Origin of the sequence: Orientia chuto str. Dubai (genome assembly GCF_000964595.1) — a bacterium.
Classification (GTDB): domain Bacteria; phylum Pseudomonadota; class Alphaproteobacteria; order Rickettsiales; family Rickettsiaceae; genus Orientia; species Orientia mediorientalis.
Window position 1 is genome coordinate 1 of record NZ_LANP01000020.1, and the last position, 22,676, is coordinate 22,676.

Genomic DNA, 22,676 nt, shown 5'->3' on the forward strand with positions numbered 1-22,676 from the left:
TTCTGATACTGTCTTAGGAGTCAAGGATAAAATTAGGATTAAAGATAGAATTATTTTTAATTACACCAAAGACAATATGTAATAATTTACGCATAATAGCAACAATAATAACTTTAGTGGGTTTACCCTTACTAGATAGCTTTTGAATAAACTGCTTAAATATAGGGTTATGATTTTTAGCAACAATAGCTGGAAAATATAGAGCCTTCGTAGGTTACAGAACCTATTTTAGATATAGTGCTTTTTCCCTTTAGGAGGTACCGGAAGTTTTATTTTAGGTGTAAGCCCTGCATATGCAGCAAGCTGCCTAGCATTACTGAAGGATTCTATATCAGGGGATTCTGCAAGTATAGCAACAGCAGTAATTCGACCAATTCCTGGGATAGTTTGCATGTTATCTACTTTATGCTTGAATTCAATATTCTTAGCAAGTAATTTATCTATATTAAGTTCAATATTTTTAATTTCTTTTATAATATGGCTAGCAAGTTTATTGTAGCTAGCACATACTGATTTATATAAGTCTTTTTTGTTTCAAGATAATTCTGTACCTTCATATTGTCCTTTGAAATTTTGCAAACAGGATATAGCTCTTTAGTTCTTCAGCACCTTATTCCGAGGAATTATTGATGTAAATCATTCTTACTTGATATTCAGCAATAATCATGCTATCTACCTTATCAGTCTTATGACTGATAATTTGCTTTTTGCAAAGGGTTAATACAAGCAGGGTTTACTATATTCACTTCATGGTTATTGCTGTACAAAAAATTAGCAAATGACTTACGTACTTACCAGTTGCCTCCATGCATGCAGCTACCTGAGTAATTTTATGTTTTTTTAACCATTTAACTAGCTCTTTAAAACCTTGTTGATTATTATTTACTTTAGTGTGATGATAATTTTTATCAATGAGTAAGGAAATAGTTAAATCTAATTTGGATACATCAATTCCTAAAATTGGTTTAGACATTATATTGCTCCTTGAAAGATAAGTTTTAAAAAGGGAACCAAGACTTTAGCTAACCATGTTTATACAGAATAAGTCAGACTTCTCTTAAGATACTGTTCAGCTTTAGTCTTGTGAAAGAGGGCTCTTATCAGAACCACAGATTTAATATCTAGTCGCATTTACAGAGTCACCTCTTCTTTCTACCTTCAAAAGTAAGCTAACTCCTTTGAAAGCATCCTTGCAAGTATTTTTCTTGCTCTTTCAAGATACATGGAGCATTAGTATCAGACATTATACTTCCTATTATTTTAAATTCCGCTATAGTAACTTAAAATAGACGCTTCCACATACGTCTGTTATAGGATTTACAACTCGTCCAGTATATCATTCAACAACAGCACAATAGTTATTAGTTGTTAAAGCCATTAATACTACAAACAGAATTATCTTCACTAACTTCACGACGACGTTTTAAATATCTTTTTCCTAGAATGAAATTTGCAGTTTTTCTACTAGAGTAACCATTTATTTCCTCACTTACAAGCTTATTATTGAATATTTTGATCAGATTTGCGTGTTATAGCTCTCAACTTTTAACCTTTTAAGGTAAATCCTTAATTGTTATTATTGACTAATTCTTATTTTCATACACGCATAGTATTATCTCCACTATGGCTGGGCACCGCTCTTATCCTAAAGAGTATTACAGATTATTCTTCTGATCAAACAAAAGACATATCAACCTAGCTAATTACTCAATTCAATTGGACTGCTGACTAACACTAACTTTCCTGCTTTTGATTTAGCTCAAGCAACTTGATCTTCATCATCTCTATCAATTAATATTAATGGCTTACCCGAACTTACTGCTGCTAGAGAATTTACTATTAGTTCTAACTTTTACGACCATTACAACACTTTTTGTGTTTTAATATCAGATATTTGCACATATGTTGCATCATATATCCATCTTCTATCTTCAGTAGCATTCTTAAGTTTTCTACTGGCACTGGTCTAAAAATTTTCTTTTTAACTTTTTTCCTGAAACTTATGTTGCATTTCCTTTAGCAAGATACTTTTAGACGCAGCGTTGAGCTTAGCCATAATCCCATTCAATAATGATTCTTTAATGATTAGAAAAACATGCATTAGTTCAACTATTGAATTTAAAATTAGTACTAAATTTTTATTCTCCCCATTTTTTACCTTTTACTTTCATTCTTTTGTAATATTGACAGATATTGCAAATATAATTATAAGCTAAATGTGAATAGCTTATCTTTGAGTTTCTAATGTTGATGATAAGTCATGAATTATTAATCTATATTATTACTAGTTTTGATGAAATCATCTATAAAGTAAAACAGAGAGGTTATATTTCTCTTATTATTACTCTTTTATAAACATTGTTTAGAAACTTATATATTCTTCCTCTATACAATATCTAAACCATTTTAATTCAAAACTCAGGTTATTAAATAAATATGAACTATTAATCTATGTGATTACTCTTTTAATAAAATCATCTACAAAACAATATAAAGCAGGATATATTTTTTATGCATTCTTCTTCTAAAGTATTTTTTTACTCCTCTATAGAGTATTTCTTCTCCTTTATAAACCATTTTTTATAATTTACCTCTCTAAGTCTTCTACCTAATTCTTTTCTTAATCCAACGCTGAAATTAAAAGGATTATTAGTTATTCCTTCTTTTTTTATTAGCAATTATAAAAAACTCGTTGAATTTTTATAAAAAATGTCAAAATATCTGATTGAATTATAATTATATTATAAAAATTATCTGTAATTAAAGAATACTATGACAAAATGGGTTTACCAATTTTCCGCTATATCTATATCTCATAATAGCCAGTTATATAACATTGAAAAAGATAATCTTCAAAATTTATTTGGTAATAAAGGTGTGAAAATAATTCAAATGTATAACCAGAAGCTTCCTATTCCGCAGGGCTTTATTATATCAACTGAATTATATCATTACTATCAACAAAATAATAATTCTCTGCCAATTGATTTTATGAACGATTTAAAATCAGCAATTTTAAATTTAGAGCATCAAACTGGAAAAATTTTTGGTAGCTATAATAACCCATTATTAGTTGCTATAAGATCTAGTGCTGCAGTATCTATGCCTGGAATCATGGATACTATACTTAATCTAGGTATAAATGATAATACTGTTGAAGGATTAAGTTTAATAACAGGCAACAAATTTTTCGCATTAGACACTTATATGCGATTTATTCAAGCTTACGGGCGAATAGTTATGAATGTACCATCTGCAGTATTTGAACTTGCTTTAACAAAGTTTAAAACATCTAATAATATTACTAGCCAAGAGCAGCTAACTTCAGAACATTTACTTAATATAATTGAAATTTTTAAGCAAATGATTTATCAAGAAGCTAAACAAGAGCTACCACAAGATACAAATTTTCAATTGTATCAAGCTATTCAAGCAGTACTAAAATCATGGATGAGTGATCATGCTATCACATATAGAAAACTTCACAAAATTTCGGATAATATTGGAACAGCTGTTATTGTACAAACCATGGTTTTTGGTAATATGGGTAGTGATTCAGCAACAGGGGTAGTTTTTACTAGAAACCCTTTAACAGGAACTAATCAATTATATGGAGAATTTTTAGTTAATGCTCAAGGAGATAATATTGTATCTGGAAATAGTATACCTAATCTAATATCAGATGATAATAATGATTCGAATACTTTAAAATCTATTATGCCTAGCATGTATGAAGAATTATTACAACACTGTCAAAAATTAGAACAATATTACTGCTCTATTCAAGATATTGAATTTACTATAGAAAAACAAAAATTATATATATTGCAAACAAGAGCTGCAAAGTGCACAGCATTAGCAACTATTAAGGCAGCAGTAGATATGGTAGCATCTGGATTAATAACCAAAAAAGAGGCAATATCTAAAATTAATCCAATAACACTCAATCAATTATTATATTCGTACGTTGATGAAAGCAACAAAGATTATAAGGTAATTACTAAAGGAATACCATCCACACCAGGGGCTGTAACAGGAGTAATTGCATTATCAGTAGCAGAAGCTGAAAAGTTATCTAATCAACATAATGTAATTTATGTATGTTCAAACATTAGTCCAGAGAATATTAAAGTTATGCATATATCTTCTGGTATTTTAACTACTGGCGGAAATGCAACTTCCCATGCTGCAATTCTAAGTAGAGCATTAGGAAAACCATATATTTGTGCTGCTAAAGATATCATAATTAATCAACAACAAGGACTTATTAAGATAGGAAATATCATTTTGTATCAAGGAGATAAAATTACTATTGACGGTAATAGTGGTAAAGTTTTTTTAGGAGAAGTAAGATTTCTACAACCTGAATTTTCTAAGGAATATAAGTTATTTATGGAATGGACTGATGAAGTAAAAACGATAGAAGTAAAAGCTAATGCTGATACTAGCTCGGATGTAAAATTAGCTCTGCAACTTGGTGCCACAGCTATTGGACTTTGCCGTACTGAGCATATGCTTCTTGAGGAAAACAAAATGAGCTTAGTTCAAGAAATAATTATTGCTGATAATAATAAACTCAGAAGAAATGCTCTTGAAAGGTTATTTTTTTTTCATAAAGCTGACTTTAAGGAACTATTTGCTACTGCAATGGAAATTCCAATTAATGTAAGGCTACTTGATGCTCCTATACATGAGTTTTTGCCTGCAACATTTACATCTGTTCATAATAAAATTATAGATAATTTAAGTATTTCTCAGGAAATATTTCAGTCAAGAATTAATGCATTACGGGAAGTAAATCCTATGTTAGGTCATAGAGGCTGTAGAATAGGTATAAGTTTTCCTGAAATTTATGAAATGCAGGTTCAAGCAATATTCGAAGCTGCAGTTGAAATATTTTTTGAGTTTAAAATCATGCCTAAAATTGAAATTACTATACCATTGATTAGTCATACAAAGGAATTAAGATTTATAAAGCCAATAATTCTTAAAACAGTAAAAGAAGTAGAACAAAGAAAACTATTTAAACATAAATTTGATTATAAAATAGGAACTATGATTGAATTACCTAGAGCTGCTCTTCAAGCATATGCACTAGCTCAAGAGGTTGATTTTTTCTGTTTTGGTACTAATGATTTAACTCAAACCACATATGGTATTTCAAGAGATGATTCACCATCCTTTATGATGGGGTATCTTGAAAATAATATTTTTCCAGCTGATCCTTTTGCAACTTTAGACTGTGAAGGGGTAGGTGAATTAATACAAACAGCTATTATACGTGGTAAAGCTGCCAAAAAACAGTTAAAAATAGGAATTTGTGGAGAGCACGCTGCTGATTCAAGTTCAGTGGAATTTTTTCATAAAGTACAAGTAGATTCAATATCATGTTCGCCATATAAAATTCCAATTGCTAGATTGGCAGCAGCACAGGTAGAATTAAAATAAGGAAAAGTGCATTTTTAATTCATAACTTAAGAAATATTTGACTGATTTTGACTTTAGAGGTATGACTGTAATAGTTTTGAGCAAATATCAAAGAATATGAGTTTTACTGTTAATTTAAATAAAATTTTACAAAAGTATAAAGATCTTGAAACTAATCTAAGTAGCGGTGGATTAGATAGTAAAGAGTTAGCTTTAATTTCTAAGGAATATTTTAATCTTAAGCCAATAGTTGATAAAATTAATCATTATTTGAAAGCTCAAGAAAATAAAAAATACTTGCAACAAGTAATTGATACAGAACAGGATTTAGAACTAAAAGCAATAGCAGAAGCTGAGTTATATGATACTCTAAATTATTTACCTGAGCTAGAAGGGGCAGTTAAAGCGTCTCTTCTTCCTAAAGATAGCGATGATCATAAAAATGCAATCATTGAAGTTAGAGCAGGTACTGGTGGAGATGAAGCAGCATTATTTGCTGCTTCTCTATTTCAGATGTATCATAGATATGCCGAGCGTAGAAAATGGAAATTCGAACTTTTATCTATATCAGATACAGAAATTGGTGGGTATAAAGAAGCGTGCGCTGTTATTAGTGGAAGTGGTGTATTTGCTCATTTAAAATTTGAATCAGGAGTACATAGAGTACAGAGAATACCTAAAACAGAATCAAATGGTAGAATACATACTTCTGCTGCCACTGTTGTTGTGCTTCCTGAAGCAGAAGAAGTTGACATAAAAATTGATGAAAAAGATCTTAAAATAGATACATATCGTGCCTCTGGGGCTGGGGGACAACATGTTAATACTACTGATTCTGCAGTAAGAATTACCCATATTCCCACAGGAGTTGTAGTATCGCAACAAGATGAAAAGTCACAGCATAAAAATAAAGCTAAAGCAATGAAAATATTGTACGCTAGATTATATGCCTTAGAAAAGCAAAAAAATGATCAAGAACAAGCATTATTACGCAAAGGTCAAGTTGGCACTGGTGATCGTTCAGAGCGTATTAGAACTTATAATTATCCCCAAGGTAGAGTAACAGACCACCGAATTAATCTTACGTTATATAAAATCGAAGAAATTATTCAAGAAGGAAAGTTAGATGAAATTATTAATAATTTAATTTCAGAAAATGAGGCAAAAAAAATAGCTGATAGTGATATTCAATTTTAAAATTATTGATTTAGATGTAAAAATAGCCTACTAACATTTAAAATTTAATAAAATATAATAATGCAAAAAATTATCAATATTATTACAATCGGTGCTATTATATATGTATTAGTTACTGGCAAGTTTTTGGACTTTTTGCAGACTGCAGACATTAATAATAGTAATAATGCAGTGGATAACCCTGTTACAGAAGCAAGTAGCAAAGAACCAGAATTTAATGAGCTTGAAGGAAATTTTTTTGAAAAATCTCTTTCTAAGGTTTTAATTAATGTATTAAAAACAGAGACAGGAAGGCAACTATTTAAAAATTTAGTTCACCCTGTTGATCAAAAAAATAACTTAGCATTTAGCAATAATACTAAAATTAATAATGTTGCACTTATTAATTATATGTTTGATATTCAAGATGTGACTCAGCTACCAGAAGCTAAAGGGCCAGCGTATTGCGGGCAAACAGTTACTATCTCTTATCGTATTTCTGATGAAAACGATGCTATTATTGAAGAAAAAGTTAAGACATTGCAGCTTGGGGGATCAAAAAAAGTTAATAGTATTGATAATATAACAATAGGTATGCGTGTTGGGGAAGTTAGAGAAGCAATAGTTCCACAGCAGTATCTAACTGATATATCAACTCAGTCTAATAGCAAAGCATTTAAAGTACAAATTACATTACAAGATATTGTATCACTAACTGACATTGAAAAAAATGAGATTAGAATTTGGGATGATGAGTTAGTTCCATACAAAGTACCATATTTATGTGGACATTTAGCAACTTTTGATGTGAAAATTAGCAAGCTCGATGGAACAATTATATATGATACTACTAATGAAGAGCAAAAAATAGCAATGCATCTAGGAGATGATAATTATCCAATGATTTTTTCATATGCTCTGTTTGATAAAATTCCAGCCGGAAAAAGAACAGTGTTAACAAAAGGAAAATATTTTAAAAATATTTTAGAGAATAAAAATATTAAGTTATTTAAAAATCTGCAATTACCTGCAGATGAGTTTTTTATTCTAGAGCTTTTAAATTTTCAGGAAGGAAACAATGTTCAATGAAGGAACAAAATAAGACAGCACAACAAAAAACTATAGTTGTGAGCATATTAGGTATGCCAAACTCTGGTAAATCAACCTTACTAAATAGATTAATAGGGCACAAAATTTCTATTGTAACTCCAAAAGTTCAAACTACTAGATCAGCAATCACAGGAATTGTAACTTATAATTTTACACAATTAATATTTATTGATACTCCTGGAATATTTCAGCCTAAAAAAACATTAGAAAAAGCAATGGTACGCTGTGCATGGACAAGTATTGTTGGAGCTGATTTAGCATTGCTAATGATAGATATTACTAAAAAGTTAAATGAGCAAATTCAAATTATTTTGACTAGATTAATATCACAAAAAATTAAGTTTTGTATTATTTTAAATAAAATTGATGTTGGAGTAAGTAATTTAACTCAGCTAAAAAATGATCTAAAAAGATTTAATGTTAAAATTATAGTAATATCTGCACTAAATGGAGATGGGGTGCAAAATCTACTTCAATATATAGTTGATATAGCTCCTATCAAACCTTGGTTATATGATGAGGATAATATTACTACTGCTAGTATGAAGTTTTTAGCTCAAGAGATTACTAGAGAGCAGCTATTTTTAGCGTTACATCAAGAATTACCATATAACATAACAGTTGAGCATGAAAGATGGGAACAACTAAAAGATGGTAGTGTTAAAATTTTTCAGGCTATTGTAGCCAATAAAAGTAATTACAAAGCTATAATTCTCGGTAAAGCTGGTAGCAAAATCAGTATTATTGGACAAAAAGCTAGACTTGCTATGCAAAAAGCATTTAGCTTAAAAATATGTCTAATTTTATTTGTAAAAATAAGACCTAGTTGGGACCAAGAGTATACCTTTTATGAAAATATGGGACTAAAGCTAATAAAATCTTAGTTTATTGTCTTTTTGGATTAAGATTTTTTAGAATTAATAGAAGAAGGTTCGTAAACTTAAGTCAAGAAGCAAATGCGGACGAAAGCATTCTATAACGTGACTGCAGGAGATATATTCTATCTTTAAGTCTCTGACATAGCTGAATGCTATTCATTGACTGAATATTAGACGGATTAGTTCTACTATAATATATAATTCCAGATGCTAAATTTATATTTACACAAATGTTACATATTAGCAGAGCTATATATTCTGTAATTAATTTGCCTTTTAAGGCAATTTTAAATTGAATCTTGATTTCAAATATAAAGTTTGTAATAAAAATATTTCAATAGGTAAGCAGATAAAAAACTATCAGCACAGAGCATAGAGGATATGAAGTTATAGAGTTATTTTACCTAGACAAAAGATTGTTAATGGTAGATTTCACATTTGTAAAATTACATAAAGTAGTACTTGTAGCAATCAACATATTATAGCTAATAAAGTTTATAATACAAATATCATAGTAAAATCTGCATTGGACTGGAATAAATTTACAAAAACTGTTGCGAAGAAAGATTATATACGTAGATTAATATGTATAGATCAATTTTTCTCAAATACAGATAAAAATGCTATATTTTTTGATGCACATAAAAACATAGCTTTATAAACAGGTACATCTAACTTTCTGAAATTATAGTATTATGGATATATACTTTGATAATGTGGTGTTTAATTTTTCACAAAATTTATTATGTTCTTGGTTTAAATAATGCATAGATATTCTGTTGAAAGCAAAAACAAATTAAAGAATTATATAAAAGATATTGAGAGCTTTATAAAATTCTTTTTCATGGAGAAAAATGCTTAGCATACAAAGGGGCATTATTTTTCAAAACACTATAAATAATGTATAGTAAGAATCTGTTCAAATGGTAAACATAGTTTCTGTAATACTATAACAAAGGACAGAAAAATCCAAAGTTAGAGATAGATAAAGATTTATACAAACTAAGGCATATCATTGAAAGTATATTTCAAACATTTAAAGAATAGCTGTACATAGAACAAGATGTGTGAGAAATATGAAACTATACCTAGGTTCATGACTATAGAGAATAACTAATGTTGAGCTAAAACCTTGTAAAACATGCCCTAGTACTTACACCAATACTTTTTACTATTCTTTCTTAATAATTGATGATTAAATTCTGCTCCATATATGAAGATTATAGCTATTATATGAAAAAATAATAACGTAATAATTATACTACCTAAAGAACCATATATAAGATTTAACTGGCTATAGTAGGCTGTAGATTTAGAAAGTATAGTGCCACTAAATATCCATAGCATGACAGTGACTATTGCTCCTGGTACTACTTCTATAAATTTTAGATTAGTATTTGGAACAAAATAATATATTGTAGATACAGTAAAAAACAATGTTGTTACAATGAATACGTATCTTAATAGACCCCATATAGGACTTAGCGTTTTTGTGAAAAAAATAGTTGGTGGTATTTTTCGTAGGATAATTGGTATAAATACCAACAATACTATTGTTAAAAAGATAATCATACTTGTTATTAAAAACTGCACTATGCTTAATAATCTCCGTAACCAATAAGGAGGTGGAGAGTTAACTTGATGTACTCTATTTAATATAGTACGTATGCCCTCAACAAATGATGATGATGTCCAGATTGTACCAAGAATTGCAAGAGTTAATAAGCTTTGTGGAGGATGGTCAAGTATTTCATGTATCCTTGGGACAAGAGCTTCTGAAATATTCATTGGCAAGTTACTTAGTAACATACTAATACCATTTTTCCCTAATTCTGAAACTCCTAAGAAGCTGCTAGAAGCTAAAAAAAATATTACAAATGGAAAAATTGATAGTAATATCATAAATGCCATATAACCTGCATGTTCAATACCATCATGTTCTATTGTTTTAAAGGTAGCCTGTGTTAAACAGCGTATGTAACGCCCAATCATAACATGTACTTCAAATTTTAATGTACTATACTAATTTTAGTAACAATGTAATTATATATCAAAGAAATTAATAACTACAATAATATTCGCTGTTATAATTACTTTCAGAAACTATAAAACCTCAGTTTTAAATTTAAGAATTGGATTAGGAGATAACTTTAGAAAGGAAAATTGTGAAAAGAATATCTTAATAAAATAGAAGCATTCCATGCTGAGTGGTACTTCTTTTGCATATTCAAAATCAAATAACCTTTTTATAATAATTAAATAGTTTTATATTTTGCTTTTTAGTGCAATAAAACGGCAGTATAAAGGTATATTAAGATCAGATTTGTATAATTATAGCTCATATAAATATTTAAAGTTTTTGCAAGCAGAAGCTGATGTGATAAAATAATACTATTGTTATAATTTCTGAATAGTATATTTTAGCTGTTCTAAAAATATGAACTTTAATCTATTGATTACTACTTTTGACAAAATCATCGATAAAAACAATATAGTGCTGTTATATCTTTTTTCATATAGTTCTATTTTTAAGATTTTTTCCTCATAGATAATCTTTTCCTTTATAAATCATTTTGTTGAGCTATTTTTATTCAAAATTTACCTTTCTTAACATTTAAAGAATAGCTGAGATAGAAAAATATAAAATTAACAGCCCCACTTGCTTGGCTAATACTCTTTCTAAGATTATTACTAATGTGGCATAAATTTTTGTGGCGATGTACACTAACAAATTTTTTATTGTAGAAGTTTTTTTCCTTCCTCTCTATATTAAGGATATTTGTATCTTGTATTTTTTAGGCATTTGATGTTTTCTATCACTTGCATACTAGATTACACATTTCTTGTAACTTATTCTAGATAAAACCATACTCATAGTTCTATGATATAGCGAAACTAGTATAAAACAGTTAGTAATAATAAGATGCAATGAAATTAGTATGACGATAGATTTTAGAAAAAAGGCTATAAGGGAAAGAGAAAAAATGAGCTTTGAATGAGTATCAAAAGGTTTTGGAGAAAAGTATTTGTATGGAGTAAGATTGCCGTTAAAGAATGAGCTCCAACAAAAATTTCTATTGATAAAGTGTCACAATAGTGACGCATACCAATATGAAAGAGCTGAGCGGCTAGGAGTAAGTAAATCTGGTATACAAAAAGCATTAAAGAGATTGAACATATAAAAAAAACTTTACAACACTCGAAAGCAAAAGAAGAAGAGAGATTAGAATTTCAGGATAAGATAAAAAGGTATAAAGGAAAGGTTATTATCTATGAGAGCGGTTTTATTGCTAGTGCTCCTAGAACTCACGGATATGAAGGCATAAGATGTTACGGAATGCATGATTGGCATCCGTCAAAAAGAGTTATAGGCACATAATAAATTGCTGCTAACCGTATCAATTTTTGACTGTAATATTATTTAATAGTTGGGTAAAACATGATTTAATACCGAAATTACCTAATAATTCTGTAGTTGTGATGGGACAATGCAAGTTTTCATAAAAGCCCGTATTTAAAAACTATGCTAGAAAAAGAAGGACATATATTTAGAGTATTTACCCACTCCTGATTTAAATCCTATTGAAAAAAATGGTTTCAAGCTAAATCTAGAAGAATGAAATATCATTGTGACGTAGATACTCTGTTTGAAAAGTATATAACATAACTGTTTTATAGTGGTTTAGCTATATATTCTGTGTGTAGACAGTATGTTTCATGCAAAATAATTGTTTGAAAGGAGATCATTTACATGTATCAGCACAGAGTTACTATCAACCCACAACATGCACCAAGCAATTAATCGGAGAGTCATACAATGAAGAAGTCATCAAAAACGAACGGATCAAACATGAACGAAGTGTCAGGGTTATTGCTCTATTCTGCTTATTTTGCGTGGAAGTGCAAGATTGAAAGTGCGCTTTTACCTCATGATCTCACTCATGTTCAGTTTATGCTTTTGATGACGTTAGGGTTTTTGAAGAAAGATGGGGCGGATGTATCGCAAAATGACCTCGCTAAGTTTTTGAGTTTTGATGTGACCATGACACCTCAAGTGTTGCGTGCCCTAGAAAAAAGAGGATTACTCAAGCGCTCCCACAAAGAAGGCGATGAGCGCTCTAAATTTTCAGAATTAACAGATGCCGGTGTAGCGAAAATACAAGGAGAGGCAAAAGATTTACTCAAGGCCGAAGAATCATTTTTTATGAGTTTAGGGGAGAATAAGCAAGGCTTTGATGAGCATTTACGCGGCATTTTACAACAGCAAATAGCGGATGCAGCATGAGTATTTTTAAAAGTTATCGCGAATCAATCATTATTAAAGATCACGTTAAAGCAAAGCACATTATTGTTGGCGATTATTTCTATTACTCAGGGTATTACCAAGATCAATCTTTCGAAGACTGCGTCATGTATTTAGATGAAACGGATGATCATCGGCTACCACATGAAACTGATCACCTGATTATTGGTAAATTTTGCTCCATTGCAACTGGTGTCAAATTTATGATGGGTGGCACTCAAGGTCATACTTATGAATGGATAGCCAATTACCCACTCGATTTCCTTGAAGAAGATTTCGATGGTTACAACAAAGTTTCGCCAAAGGCTCAAAAATTAAATGGTGATACGGTTATTGGCAATGATGTTTGGATTGGAGCTAAAGCCATGATTATGCCAGGATTAAAAATAGCAGATGGAGCTGTTATTGGAGCACGCAGCTTAGTACAAAAAACGTAGGCCCTTATTGAGATATGGGGGTGGAAATCCTGCTAAGTTAATTAAAAAGCGCTTTTCTGATGAAGAAATCGAGAAGCTACTAAAAATCAAATGGTGGGACCTCAGCATCGAAATAATTAAGGCTAATTTACATCTGATACGATCCAAAAACGTCCATAAATTGTGGAATAAATTGAGGAAAGATTAAGTATGACCATCTCAAACCACTTCATGAATCACATTTTCCGCTACTGCTAAAGTGGCTAGAGGTGCCGTATGTCAAAAAATGGTGGGATCAGGATGTGACCTATACGATGGAGTTGGTGAAAGAGAAATATAGCTCATATTCCAAAGGCTATAAGCTTGAAGGCGGAGTACAGAAACCTATCCAAGCTTTCATTATCTATCTATAGCAAAACCCTGTTGGATACATCCAGGTTTATAACGCGTGCGATTTTCCTAGGATCAAACCGCTCTCAGACCTTCCTGAAAAACTTGGAGCGTTCGATATTTTTATTGGCGCAGGAGGACTTAGAGCAAGGTTTGGGTTCAAAAGCAATATTAGAATTTCTTAAATTACACGGCAATCAGTACTCTTATATTTTAGCCGATCCAGATATTAATAATCTTTCTGCCATTAAATGCTATGAAAAAGCAGGGTTTAAAATGATCTCAGAACAGGAAGATACCGGAGAAGTGTGGATGTTAAAGGATTTATCGTTAAGACATAACCCGTTACCAACCATCAAAAAACTTATTAAAGAACGCTACATTGATGCTGAAGCCATATTCTGGGCAGGATCAGTTGCAGCGAATCAGGGAACAAATGCGTCTGATTTAGATCTTGTGATTGTGTATGAATCATTACCACATGCTTATCGAGAAGCTTTTGTCTATGATGGTTGGCCTATTGACTCATTTATTCATGATCTTGATATCTTGCGGTATTTCTGCGGCAAGCTTGAGGCCAGTGACGGTAAACCAGCGCTCATTAATATGATCATACAGGGCAAGGAAATCTTAGCGCAAAACTCTGTAAGTATCGAAGCTAAGGTTATTGCAGGTAGCGCTTTAGCAAAAGGTCCGGATAGCTGGACTCAGGCTCAAATAGATAAAGAGCGTTTTCTCATTACGGATATCTTGGATGATATTAAATCTCCTAAAAATAAAGAGAAGCAAATAATTTCTGCTGTTCATTTGTTTGAACCTCTGTTACAGTTGTATTTTAGAGCTCAGAAAAAATGGACTGCTAGCGGCAAATCATTGATACGCCTTTTGAAACAAGAAAATCCAGAGCTAGCTGAAGAATGGACTGCTGCATTTGAAAGCCTGGTACAAACAGGTGATACTTTCAGCATTGAAAGTGCTGTTACAAAGATATTGGCAGCGCATGGTGGCTACTTGTGGATGGTTTTAGGTCTGATGTGCCAGCGGAGTGGAAAGAATTCGATGAAAACAAAATTCTCGATGAACTTAAATCAAGAGAGCCAATATTCATCATCATGAAAAGTTTGAAAAAACAAAACAAGATATTAAAGCTCAAATGTGTGATGAATTTTGGGAAGTTGGAGTATCGGGTAATGTCTACACCAAACAAGACGTCATAGAAACCCTGCTCGAGCGGTATAGCAACCAGGGCGATCAAGATATTTGGGAAGCTAAAGACTTTGAACTCACCAAAATTGTAACGGATAATTATTTGCTAACGTATATTCTTATCCAGGACAAAACAAGAGCCACAAGAAGATCAGCGCTTTGGCGAAGAGTAAATGGTGATTGGAAGATCCTCTACCACCAAGGAACCATAATCTATAGGGAGAAAGAATGAATAAAAACAATATTCATGTTTTGAGTAGAGGTGTCATTATTGACCAAGGGCATATTTTGCTTTGCAGAACGCTTGACCTTCCTATAAGTTTTTATTTTCTTCCAGGTAGTCATGTTGAGCATGGTGAATCGGTTGAAACATCGATTCTTCGTGAGTTAATGGAAGAAACTAGCGCTCATTTCAAGATCAAGAGATTTTTAGGATGTTTAGAATACAGCTTCGAACCTGGTCATAGCAGTATCTGTCACAACCATGAATATAATTTCATTTTTGAGGCTGAATCAGAATCTTTGCAAAGGAATAATAAAATTTCGCAGCTTGAAGCTCATATTGAATTAATTTGGCGCCCTTGCATCAATTATCTGAAATTGACTTTTAGAGCAGAGCCCTTGAGAGCACTCGTGCCTTAGTGGCTGAAAACGCCAGCTTCAGATGTATTTAGGAGCGTAATGATATGATAAAATCTTGCTTTGCATAATAGCTCCATCAGGGACCATATTCATACTCTTATCAGCACCATTATACCCTATGACGATGTTGAACAAGAACATATTAATGATACGTGTCTTTGGATTGAAAGTGGTGCGCCTATTTTTCGGGTTTAAAGGCCTGATGTCCTAAATAAACATTTAGTATCTTATTTTGTACTCTTCGATGACGTTCACCAAGAAATACTCCTTGTCGATCATAAGAAAGCACTTCTTTGGCTGCCAAGTGGAGGGCATGTAGAAATTGCTGAAGATCCAAAAACTACAATTGAGCGGGAATGTTTAGAAGAACTTAATGTTACAGCTGATTTTTGGTTACCCATCCATTCTTTTTAACATCAACATTAACTGTAGGTCTAACAGCGGGTCATACAGACGTAAGTTTATGGTATGTTCTTAAAGGAGATAGTAATAAAGCTTATGAATTTGATAAAGAGGAATTCAATGACATCCGTTGGTTCCACCTTGATGAGGTGCCTTACTTAAAGTCAGATCCTCACATAGGGCGTTTCATACAAAAATTAAAAGGTAGTTTATGAATAATTTCATACACAGAAAAGCAAGAATTGCTGATTTACCCCATATTATAGAACTTTTCTTGAAAGATGAACTTGGGCAGACGAGAGAATCCAGATCAGCTGAACTTGATGACAACTACATCAAAGCGTTTCATAAAATTGATTCTGATCCAAATCAATATTTAATGGTGTTAGAAAACGGTGGTGATATTATCAGCACTTGCCACCTCACTATTATGCCATCACTTATTTTTATCGGCAGTACTTGTATGCAAATAGAAGCTGTGTGAGTGGCTGGCAAATACAGAGGCCAGAAAATAGGATCTTGGATGTTTGATCAACAATTAGCTATGCCAAAGCTATGGATGTTTCTATTATCCAGCTCACCACAAATAAAAAGCGATCGCAAGCAAAATATTTTTATGAAAAACTTGGCTTTGATGCAAGCCACGAAGGTATGAAATTATACTTGGAACAAGAATTATGAAAATTCATTTTGAAAAAGTAACAGGAACTCATTTAGACACCATCTTTAGTTGACGCCGAGCTGTACATATATGAGTGCTGGGATAATACAGAGGCGCATAAAGATGACATTGTCAATTTTTCACAAGGCAGAACAACACCATCGTCTTATGCAGATGGGCAGTACGTTTATTGGATTGCTTTCCTTAAAGATGAACCTTTTGCAATGCTAATGACAGTTCAAGAAACGCATAAGGAAGATTAGGACAAGAAAAACGGGGATGGCTTTCAAAAACAGGACATACTTACGGCCTCGATTATATGATTGGTAACCCTAAGTTTTCGGTAAAGGCTACGGGGCTCAAACCTTATCTGATTTTATTGATTATTTTAGGCAATTTGTTGATTCCAAAGCAGATACTTTTTTGATTGATTCTAATAGTGCCAATCCCAAGGCAAAGCATGTTTATATGAAAGCCAGGTTCAAACATGTCTGTGATTTTATCATGGAAGGAACGTTAGCGGCACAGGCAAAATGCATCATCTACTACTCAAAATTTGATCCGACGATTTCGATCATCAATGCAACTATGCATTATTACTCGTGCATTCAAAACATAGCGCGTTTCTATGTCTATGATTTATCACGAGAATGTGGATCAATTTCCTCTGATTGGGCAAGGCCGGAAGATGGGCTTTATGAGAGCTTTGATTTTAAAAGTTACTTTATTGATCCATCCAGAAAAGCATTCTTAGTTAAAGTTTATGATGAGATAGCTGGCTTTGTTCTACTTAATCAAGCAACTGAAGATTCTACAAACACCTGGAACATGGGTGAGTTTTTTATTATCGCTAAATTCAAAAGTGTAAGCATTGCTACTCGTGTTGCTAAAGAGATTTGGAATATGCATCCCGGCAAGTGGAAGTTTCTGTTATCCCTAATAATAAGTCAGCCTTAAAGTTTTTGGAAAAAGTAATTAGTGAATTTATTTGGGCTAGTTTTAATAAGAAAATCAAAGATGTGACTTATGATGAGCATTGCCCAAGAAGAATTATCTTGGAATTTGACACGCAAAATAGCATTCATAAAAACACAGTTCCCCAGTTTGTCGTACGCACGTCTCAGCTTTCTGATATCGAAGCCATGGTTTCACTCTCAAAAGCCAAGCGCAAGCTTTATGAAAAAGCACAACCACAATTTTGGCGTTATGCTGAGAAGAAGGCGATAACACACAAAGAAGGTGGTTTACAGAACTGCTGGAAAACAAAAATTATGTGATGTTCACTGCGGAAAGCGACAACCAAGAAATCCTCGGATTTGTTATTGGTAAACTCATGCCTGCTCTAGAAGTTTATAATCCCGGCGGCCTAACATTGATGATTGATGATTTCTGCGTGCAATCCGAGAACCTTTGGCAATCTGTTGGTGCAAAATTAATTGAAGAGACCAAGGCTGCAGCCAAGGCTAGAGGTGCCACACAAATCCTTATTGTATGCGGAGCGCATGACCATCCAAAACGCAAGTTTTTAAGCGAACAAAATTTACAGGTAGCATCTGAGTGGTTTGTAGGAGGGATTGCATGATCAATGGCATCAATCATATCAACATCTCTGTTGCAGACATTGAGAGATCATTTTTGTTCTACAAAGATATCTTTGGATTTAATAAGCCATTATGCAAATCTGAGGGTAGTGCTTATTTTTTAGCTGGCAATCCTGATGATCCTGAATGTTTGTGGTTTTCTTTAGATCTTGATCGCAGTTCTCTGCGAAGGCCATCGCTGTGCAACACACATTTTGCATTTAGTGTTAATGATGAGAATTTTGAAGCTTTGTGTCAGCATATAACCCAGTCAGGAGCTAAAGTCTTTAAAGATAATACTTCACCAGGAAAATCGCTCTACTTTTTAGATCCGGACGATCATAAGTGTGAGATTCATGTGGGTGACTGGAGGGCTAGAATTGCAGCTAAAAAAGCCAACCCTGGTAACAGGAAAAATGTGGAGTGGTTCGTATGATTAAACCACTGTTTGTTAATAGTAAAAATTAGAGGTAATATAATGAACAATCTAGAACAAGTATTTCATATATGGAAAGTGCTATATGCTAAAGATCAAAATCCAAAATCAGTTATAGAGGAGTTTTTTTCATGAGGATTATACTCAATACTATTAATGGTATAATTTTGAGTAGGCCTAAATATATCACACATGTAATAGAACAAAGGAAGAATATTCAAACAATGGAGTTTGAATGCAAAATTCATATGTCTCAAAATGACAAGTTATTTATTCTTTGTGATGCTAAAGGTACCAATACCCAGGGCGATGAAATCATAGCAGAAGTAATCTCTTATTTTGAATTTAAGGATCAAAAGGTATTTAAAATTCATGGTCAGGTACATTTGTTGAAAGGAAATCCATCGGATGTTGATATGAGTCAGGAATAGCTATGACCACTACATTTATTTTAAGCCCAGATCTTGCGCGCAAACTCATAGCGAAGCAATTTCCCGAATACGCTAGTTTACCTATCGTTGATGTTGAAAAACAAGGGCATGATAACCGCACTTATAGGCTTGGCAAGCATATGCTCATTCGTATGCCAACAGCCGCAAATTACGCTTTAAAAGTTCCAAAAGAACAAGAGCTACTGCCGCAAATAGCAAAGCGTTTAAGCGTTAGCATTCCAGCTCCGATTAAAATGGGAAAGACGTCAGCAGATTATCCTTTTCCATTTTCTATCTATAAATGGTTGTCTGGCAAAAGCATCAACCTCCTGAAATTAACAGTTCAAGAAAAGGAACAACTTGCATTTGATCTCGCTAAATTTTTAAAAGAGCTGCAAGCCATTACCGATGTTAACGGCCCTGAGCCGGGTCAGCATAATTGGTGGCGAGGAGACCATGTCAGCGTTTATAACAAAGGGGTTCGAGAACAAATTGTCGATCTGGCTGAAATTATAGATGAGAGCAAAGCACTCGCTTTATGGGATAAGGCAAGCGCTACAAAATGGAATAAAAAACCTGTATGGATTCATGGGGATTTTGCTGTTGGTAATATACTCATGGAGGACGGAAAACTATCGGCGGTCATTGACTTTGGCGGCGCTGCTGTGGGAGATCCTGCGTGCGATCTTGTCATTGCATGGACGTATTTATCTGGAAAAACGCGAGAGAGTTTTATTTCTGAAATGGATCTGGATCAAGATACATGGCTTCGCGCACGCGCCTGGGCACTTTGGAAAGCAACATTTGAGCTTTGTCAGATAACAGATAAACGCAGCCATGAAGCTGAAGTTCAGAAACGAATTATTGATGAGGTTATAAATGGATAATTTTATAATAAAATAATTAACAGCAGAGGATTGGAAAATTTGGAAAGAGTTTAGGTTAGAAGCTCTAAAGAATTCGTCTGAAAGTTTTGGCTCTTCTTATGAAGAAGAAAGCAATTGGTCAGATTTAGATTTTCAAACTGCCTTAACTAAAAGTGATATATTTAGGGGATTCTTTGATAACTCGCTTGTCTCTTGCGCTGGCTTTTATAGCCTACATTCAGCTAAGACAAAGCATCGTGGTGTAATTTGGGGAATGTATGCAAAAGAAGAGTACAGAGGACAAGGTATTGCAAGTGCTTTAATTCAAAAAGTCATTAATCATGCAAGATCAAGAGTAACGCAATTACACTTAACCTGTGTTACAAAAAACATTGAAGCTGTGGCATTTTATCAAAAGCATGGATTTAAAATATATGGTGAAGAACCCAATGCTCTGAAAATTGATACTCAATATTTCCATGAGTATATGATGACTTGAATTAAAAAATATTGAGTGAATCTATCGTTTATGAATGCAGAAAATAAAACCTACCTCTCTTTAATCCTCTCGATTGTGGCGCTGATCGCGATTGGAGGTGCCATTGGCTCTTTAACGAAGCCTGAGATTAGCACTTGGTATAGCACCTTATATCGCTCCACACTTACACCGCCAAATTGTGTATTTCCGGTTGTTTGGACTATTTTGTACGGCATTATTGGCGCTTGCGGCTGGCTCATTTGGCGCCCTCAAGCATTTCCCAAGCCTAAGTATTATCAAAACTTTATACGTGACCCAGCTCATTTAAAACTGGAGCTGGACGCCTTTGTTTTTTCACTATCACTTAACCGGACTTTCCCTTATAGTTTTGGTTGCTATAGATATTCTGGTCTGTGCGCTCATTTGTCTAGCTTACTGAAAAATGAAAGCGGTTTCGCTGCTTATGATTCCTTATCTTTCACGGATTCTATTCATAAGCTACTTAAACTTTTACATATGGTTGTATAATTAGCATGTTCAACCATTCGTAAAGTAGAACATATTAATATACTGCCTATTGACCCTATAAGGTCGCGCATGAATATTATTCTATGTATTTCTTTTCACAGTAAATCCAATAACTGCTATGGCTCTGTTCAACCTTAATAAAGGAATAACTGCGTTATAACTAGGCATCGTTCTGATGCTACGATACCCGTCTAGAAAAACATTTTTGTAGCCATTAAAATTTTCCCATTCACCGTGTTCAATAGAACAGAAATCATCTTCTGCAAAACCTGATCTAGCTGATAACCAATCAATAATTCCACGTAAAGTATTTTGGTGGATAATAACCTCTCTAAAATCTCTATGAATAATGGATGGACCATCAACTTGTTCTAAAAGCCTTAAAGAGTTACGAAAATAATTCAGAATTTTCAAGATCACACCTTAGGAGTCATTGTCTATAGGTAAAACTGGTCTTGTAAGGCAGATAAAATCAGTATGAAGATGAAAATAGGTTTTGCATAAGAATGATTATGCTCCCTATATTCGACCTTTTGAATAAAAATTTTAGAATAATTTGTAAAAATATTCTAAAATCACTGCTATAGCTGTATTTTTGGAGACACAAAATGCAACGTACAGTATACGACATTATAACCAATAGTTGTAATTTTACTAAAAATAACAGTGCCAATAATGACACAATTTTTTTACCATTTTATTGGAAATTTTATACCAGCAGAGTGGAAGGGTCTGATTGGAGATATATGAATTTACCAAACCTAACGTGCTATGTTAAACTTGCTGGTAACTTTCCCATAACTAAATTAAAAATGAAGCTTCAGACCTTAAATATAGCATTCATTTGGGCTTATAAGTTGCTCAATAAGTTAGTGAATTAATCAATACTGTCTTTTAGTGCCAATATCTCTTGTTTCGATAAACCAGTATTTTCGGATACAAATTCATTCGGAAAGCCGGATTTTAATAACTTCATTGCCAGCTCTTTTTTGGCCTCTATTTTGCCAAATTCTACACCTTCAGCTCTGCCTTCATCAATATATTTTTCAGCAATTGTTCCCATAAGAGTTTCTGTCTCCTCCTTTGATAAATTCTGGGCTAGTATTTTTATCAACTTACTTTACTCATCTTTACTAACCTTATTTCCAGTGTACCATAATAGTGAAGTCATGTAAATATATTCACGTTTTTGGTCTATTAAGACTGCATCCTTAAATAATTCTAAAAATTCTTCCCATATGGATAGCATATTTTTTGAATGTACATATTTCATGAAATATGCTAGTGCTGCTGTTGCTTTTTTCTTGATTTCAGTGTCTGGCATTGCTTGCCAATCTGTTAATTTATATTCAGAGCCCATAAACTCTTTAGCTAATTCAGGGTCATAAAACAGCTCCCATAAACTTCTTGGGGCATTAAATGGTTTAGTACCATGATATACTACCATAGGTATAACTAGTGGTAATTTATTTCTTTCTTTTTGATATTTTTCCAGTAATGCTAAATATATTTCCACAATCTTAAAGCAATCCAATAATCTGGGCTTACTTGAGCTTCAACAAGAACATATATAAATGCCTGATTATTATTTTTGGTTTTCATTGAAAGTAGAATATCACACATGCTCGACGTAGATCTCTTCAACAAAGGAATCTTTTTCAAGTGTTACAGTGTTTAAATCAACTAAATCTATAACTCTACTTGGTAAATAATCTTTCAGATAATCCAACGCTGCTATTGGATTAG

The 22,676-nt window shown here is 32.8% G+C and carries 27 protein-coding genes and 2 pseudogenes; 22 read left to right on the plus strand and 7 right to left on the minus strand.

Translation table 11 applies throughout. The annotated features are described in order from the left end of the window. Positions 1–228: 228 nt before the first annotated feature. Both OCHUTO_RS05355 and OCHUTO_RS03335 read right to left on the minus strand, forming a co-directional pair. Entirely contained in the window at positions 229–393 is a 165-nt protein-coding gene (locus OCHUTO_RS05355; RefSeq protein WP_084215321.1) for a transposase, read from the minus strand. Positions 394–742: 349 nt separating this feature from the next. Then, positions 743–973 carry an IS110 family transposase gene (locus tag OCHUTO_RS03335; RefSeq protein WP_045797409.1) on the minus strand — a complete coding sequence of 77 codons (231 nt, stop codon included), beginning with the start codon at positions 971–973 and terminating at the stop codon, positions 743–745. A gap of 1,799 nt (positions 974–2,772) precedes the next feature. Between OCHUTO_RS03335 and ppdK the strand changes: the two genes are divergently transcribed. The 4 genes from ppdK to era all read left to right on the plus strand — a co-directional run bounded on the left by ppdK (position 2,773) and on the right by era (position 8,597). Next, entirely contained in the window at positions 2,773–5,448 is a 2,676-nt protein-coding gene (gene ppdK, locus OCHUTO_RS03340) for a pyruvate, phosphate dikinase (protein ID WP_084215382.1), read from the plus strand. Positions 5,449–5,544: 96 nt separating this feature from the next. After that, positions 5,545–6,624, plus strand: a complete 1,080-nt coding sequence (gene prfA, locus OCHUTO_RS03345) for a peptide chain release factor 1 (RefSeq protein ID WP_045797410.1) — start codon at positions 5,545–5,547, stop codon at positions 6,622–6,624. A gap of 60 nt (positions 6,625–6,684) precedes the next feature. Continuing rightward, a complete protein-coding gene (locus OCHUTO_RS03350) occupies positions 6,685–7,692 on the plus strand; it encodes a hypothetical protein (protein WP_045797411.1) in 1,008 nt (335 codons plus the stop codon). After that, the gene (era, locus tag OCHUTO_RS03355) at positions 7,689–8,597 is read left to right on the plus strand and encodes a GTPase Era (RefSeq protein WP_045797412.1); all 909 of its coding nucleotides are present in this window, start codon (positions 7,689–7,691) and stop codon (positions 8,595–8,597) included. The genes OCHUTO_RS03350 and era overlap by 4 nt, the downstream gene beginning before the upstream one ends. A 1,140-nt stretch (positions 8,598–9,737) precedes the next feature. On the opposite strand, the gene OCHUTO_RS03360 is transcribed toward era, so the two are convergent. Continuing rightward, a complete protein-coding gene (locus OCHUTO_RS03360; protein ID WP_370664243.1) occupies positions 9,738–10,580 on the minus strand; it encodes a YihY/virulence factor BrkB family protein in 843 nt (280 codons plus the stop codon). A gap of 1,052 nt (positions 10,581–11,632) precedes the next feature. On the opposite strand from OCHUTO_RS03360, the gene OCHUTO_RS06025 reads away from it, so the two are divergent. From OCHUTO_RS06025 to OCHUTO_RS05385, 17 genes and pseudogenes are all read left to right on the plus strand, one after another. Then, positions 11,633–11,773, plus strand: coding sequence for a hypothetical protein (locus tag OCHUTO_RS06025; protein WP_198139658.1), 141 nt, complete (start codon positions 11,633–11,635; stop codon positions 11,771–11,773). 668 nt (positions 11,774–12,441) lie between these two features. Then, a complete protein-coding gene (locus OCHUTO_RS03365; RefSeq protein ID WP_045797424.1) occupies positions 12,442–12,876 on the plus strand; it encodes a MarR family winged helix-turn-helix transcriptional regulator in 435 nt (144 codons plus the stop codon). Continuing rightward, positions 12,873–13,518 (plus strand): annotated as a pseudogene (locus OCHUTO_RS05360) (CatB-related O-acetyltransferase). The gene OCHUTO_RS03365 and the pseudogene OCHUTO_RS05360 overlap by 4 nt, the downstream one beginning before the upstream one ends. 155 nt (positions 13,519–13,673) lie before the next feature. Next, positions 13,674–14,816: a hypothetical protein gene (locus tag OCHUTO_RS04885; protein ID WP_198139659.1), complete on the plus strand. Its 1,143-nt coding sequence runs from the start codon at positions 13,674–13,676 to the stop codon at positions 14,814–14,816. A gap of 25 nt (positions 14,817–14,841) precedes the next feature. Beyond that, entirely contained in the window at positions 14,842–15,138 is a 297-nt protein-coding gene (locus tag OCHUTO_RS07115; protein WP_370664244.1) for a nuclear transport factor 2 family protein, read from the plus strand. A gap of 20 nt (positions 15,139–15,158) precedes the next feature. Then, on the plus strand, positions 15,159–15,548 hold the full coding sequence (locus tag OCHUTO_RS03385) for an NUDIX domain-containing protein (protein WP_232296972.1): 390 nt from the start codon (positions 15,159–15,161) through the stop codon (positions 15,546–15,548). 261 nt (positions 15,549–15,809) lie between these two features. Then, positions 15,810–15,962 carry an NUDIX domain-containing protein gene (locus OCHUTO_RS07120; protein WP_198139660.1) on the plus strand — a complete coding sequence of 51 codons (153 nt, stop codon included), beginning with the start codon at positions 15,810–15,812 and terminating at the stop codon, positions 15,960–15,962. After that, positions 15,938–16,165, plus strand: coding sequence for an NUDIX hydrolase (locus OCHUTO_RS06035; RefSeq protein ID WP_045797417.1), 228 nt, complete (start codon positions 15,938–15,940; stop codon positions 16,163–16,165). The genes OCHUTO_RS07120 and OCHUTO_RS06035 overlap by 25 nt, the downstream gene beginning before the upstream one ends. Next, entirely contained in the window at positions 16,162–16,434 is a 273-nt protein-coding gene (locus tag OCHUTO_RS04890; protein ID WP_052694643.1) for a hypothetical protein, read from the plus strand. Before OCHUTO_RS06035 ends, OCHUTO_RS04890 begins: the two co-directional genes overlap by 4 nt. A 600-nt stretch (positions 16,435–17,034) precedes the next feature. Continuing rightward, positions 17,035–17,568: a hypothetical protein gene (locus OCHUTO_RS06510; protein WP_232296973.1), complete on the plus strand. Its 534-nt coding sequence runs from the start codon at positions 17,035–17,037 to the stop codon at positions 17,566–17,568. Positions 17,569–17,573: 5 nt separating this feature from the next. Beyond that, positions 17,574–17,888, plus strand: a complete 315-nt coding sequence (locus OCHUTO_RS06515) for a hypothetical protein (protein ID WP_232296974.1) — start codon at positions 17,574–17,576, stop codon at positions 17,886–17,888. Beyond that, entirely contained in the window at positions 17,888–18,193 is a 306-nt protein-coding gene (locus OCHUTO_RS06520; RefSeq protein WP_232296976.1) for a hypothetical protein, read from the plus strand. The genes OCHUTO_RS06515 and OCHUTO_RS06520 overlap by 1 nt, the downstream gene beginning before the upstream one ends. Then, positions 18,190–18,627, plus strand: a complete 438-nt coding sequence (locus tag OCHUTO_RS03410) for a VOC family protein (protein ID WP_045797418.1) — start codon at positions 18,190–18,192, stop codon at positions 18,625–18,627. The genes OCHUTO_RS06520 and OCHUTO_RS03410 overlap by 4 nt, the downstream gene beginning before the upstream one ends. A gap of 131 nt (positions 18,628–18,758) precedes the next feature. Then, positions 18,759–19,058 (plus strand): hypothetical protein, encoded by a 300-nt coding sequence (locus tag OCHUTO_RS03415; protein WP_045797419.1) that lies wholly within the window; start codon positions 18,759–18,761, stop codon positions 19,056–19,058. Positions 19,059–19,060: 2 nt separating this feature from the next. Then, positions 19,061–19,945, plus strand: a complete 885-nt coding sequence (locus OCHUTO_RS03420; protein ID WP_045797420.1) for an aminoglycoside phosphotransferase family protein — start codon at positions 19,061–19,063, stop codon at positions 19,943–19,945. 37 nt (positions 19,946–19,982) lie between these two features. Next, complete coding sequence (locus OCHUTO_RS05380) at positions 19,983–20,423, plus strand: GNAT family N-acetyltransferase (protein WP_156961294.1); 441 nt, start codon at positions 19,983–19,985, stop codon at positions 20,421–20,423. A gap of 30 nt (positions 20,424–20,453) precedes the next feature. Continuing rightward, entirely contained in the window at positions 20,454–20,930 is a 477-nt protein-coding gene (locus OCHUTO_RS05385; protein ID WP_084215386.1) for a TspO/MBR family protein, read from the plus strand. 81 nt (positions 20,931–21,011) lie between these two features. Here OCHUTO_RS05385 and OCHUTO_RS03435 read toward each other — a convergent pair whose 3' ends face one another. Next, positions 21,012–21,344, minus strand: coding sequence for a hypothetical protein (locus OCHUTO_RS03435; protein WP_052694645.1), 333 nt, complete (start codon positions 21,342–21,344; stop codon positions 21,012–21,014). A gap of 194 nt (positions 21,345–21,538) precedes the next feature. Between OCHUTO_RS03435 and OCHUTO_RS06525 the strand changes: the two genes are divergently transcribed. Then, a complete protein-coding gene (locus OCHUTO_RS06525) occupies positions 21,539–21,811 on the plus strand; it encodes a hypothetical protein (RefSeq protein ID WP_045797422.1) in 273 nt (90 codons plus the stop codon). On the opposite strand, the gene OCHUTO_RS06530 is transcribed toward OCHUTO_RS06525, so the two are convergent. The 3 genes and pseudogenes from OCHUTO_RS06530 to OCHUTO_RS06825 form a co-directional block, all read right to left on the minus strand. Further along, positions 21,808–21,993, minus strand: coding sequence for a hypothetical protein (locus tag OCHUTO_RS06530; RefSeq protein ID WP_232296977.1), 186 nt, complete (start codon positions 21,991–21,993; stop codon positions 21,808–21,810). The genes OCHUTO_RS06525 and OCHUTO_RS06530 overlap by 4 nt on opposite strands. A gap of 57 nt (positions 21,994–22,050) precedes the next feature. Then, positions 22,051–22,553: pseudogene (locus OCHUTO_RS06535) on the minus strand (Rpn family recombination-promoting nuclease/putative transposase). After that, positions 22,546–22,659 (minus strand): Rpn family recombination-promoting nuclease/putative transposase, encoded by a 114-nt coding sequence (locus tag OCHUTO_RS06825; RefSeq protein WP_269745487.1) that lies wholly within the window; start codon positions 22,657–22,659, stop codon positions 22,546–22,548. Before OCHUTO_RS06825 ends, OCHUTO_RS06535 begins: the two are co-directional and overlap by 8 nt. Positions 22,660–22,676 lie beyond the last annotated feature (17 nt).

Excerpts from the sequence above, each read along its gene's own strand:
- OCHUTO_RS05355 (WP_084215321.1), bottom strand. The coding sequence starts at position 393 with ATGCAAACTATCCCAGGAATTGGTCGAATTACTGCTGTTGCTATACTT.
- OCHUTO_RS03335 (WP_045797409.1), bottom strand. The coding sequence starts at position 973 with ATGTCTAAACCAATTTTAGGAATTGATGTATCCAAATTAGATTTAACT.
- ppdK (WP_084215382.1), top strand. The coding sequence starts at position 2,773 with ATGACAAAATGGGTTTACCAATTTTCCGCTATATCTATATCTCATAAT.
- prfA (WP_045797410.1), top strand. The coding sequence starts at position 5,545 with ATGAGTTTTACTGTTAATTTAAATAAAATTTTACAAAAGTATAAAGAT.
- OCHUTO_RS03350 (WP_045797411.1), top strand. The coding sequence starts at position 6,685 with ATGCAAAAAATTATCAATATTATTACAATCGGTGCTATTATATATGTA.
- era (WP_045797412.1), top strand. The coding sequence starts at position 7,689 with ATGAAGGAACAAAATAAGACAGCACAACAAAAAACTATAGTTGTGAGC.
- OCHUTO_RS03365 (WP_045797424.1), top strand. The coding sequence starts at position 12,442 with ATGAACGAAGTGTCAGGGTTATTGCTCTATTCTGCTTATTTTGCGTGG.
- OCHUTO_RS04890 (WP_052694643.1), top strand. The coding sequence starts at position 16,162 with ATGAATAATTTCATACACAGAAAAGCAAGAATTGCTGATTTACCCCAT.
- OCHUTO_RS06520 (WP_232296976.1), top strand. The coding sequence starts at position 17,888 with ATGTTCACTGCGGAAAGCGACAACCAAGAAATCCTCGGATTTGTTATT.
- OCHUTO_RS03410 (WP_045797418.1), top strand. The coding sequence starts at position 18,190 with ATGATCAATGGCATCAATCATATCAACATCTCTGTTGCAGACATTGAG.
- OCHUTO_RS03415 (WP_045797419.1), top strand. The coding sequence starts at position 18,759 with ATGAGGATTATACTCAATACTATTAATGGTATAATTTTGAGTAGGCCT.
- OCHUTO_RS03420 (WP_045797420.1), top strand. The coding sequence starts at position 19,061 with ATGACCACTACATTTATTTTAAGCCCAGATCTTGCGCGCAAACTCATA.
- OCHUTO_RS05385 (WP_084215386.1), top strand. The coding sequence starts at position 20,454 with ATGAATGCAGAAAATAAAACCTACCTCTCTTTAATCCTCTCGATTGTG.
- OCHUTO_RS06525 (WP_045797422.1), top strand. The coding sequence starts at position 21,539 with ATGCAACGTACAGTATACGACATTATAACCAATAGTTGTAATTTTACT.
- OCHUTO_RS06530 (WP_232296977.1), bottom strand. The coding sequence starts at position 21,993 with ATGGGAACAATTGCTGAAAAATATATTGATGAAGGCAGAGCTGAAGGT.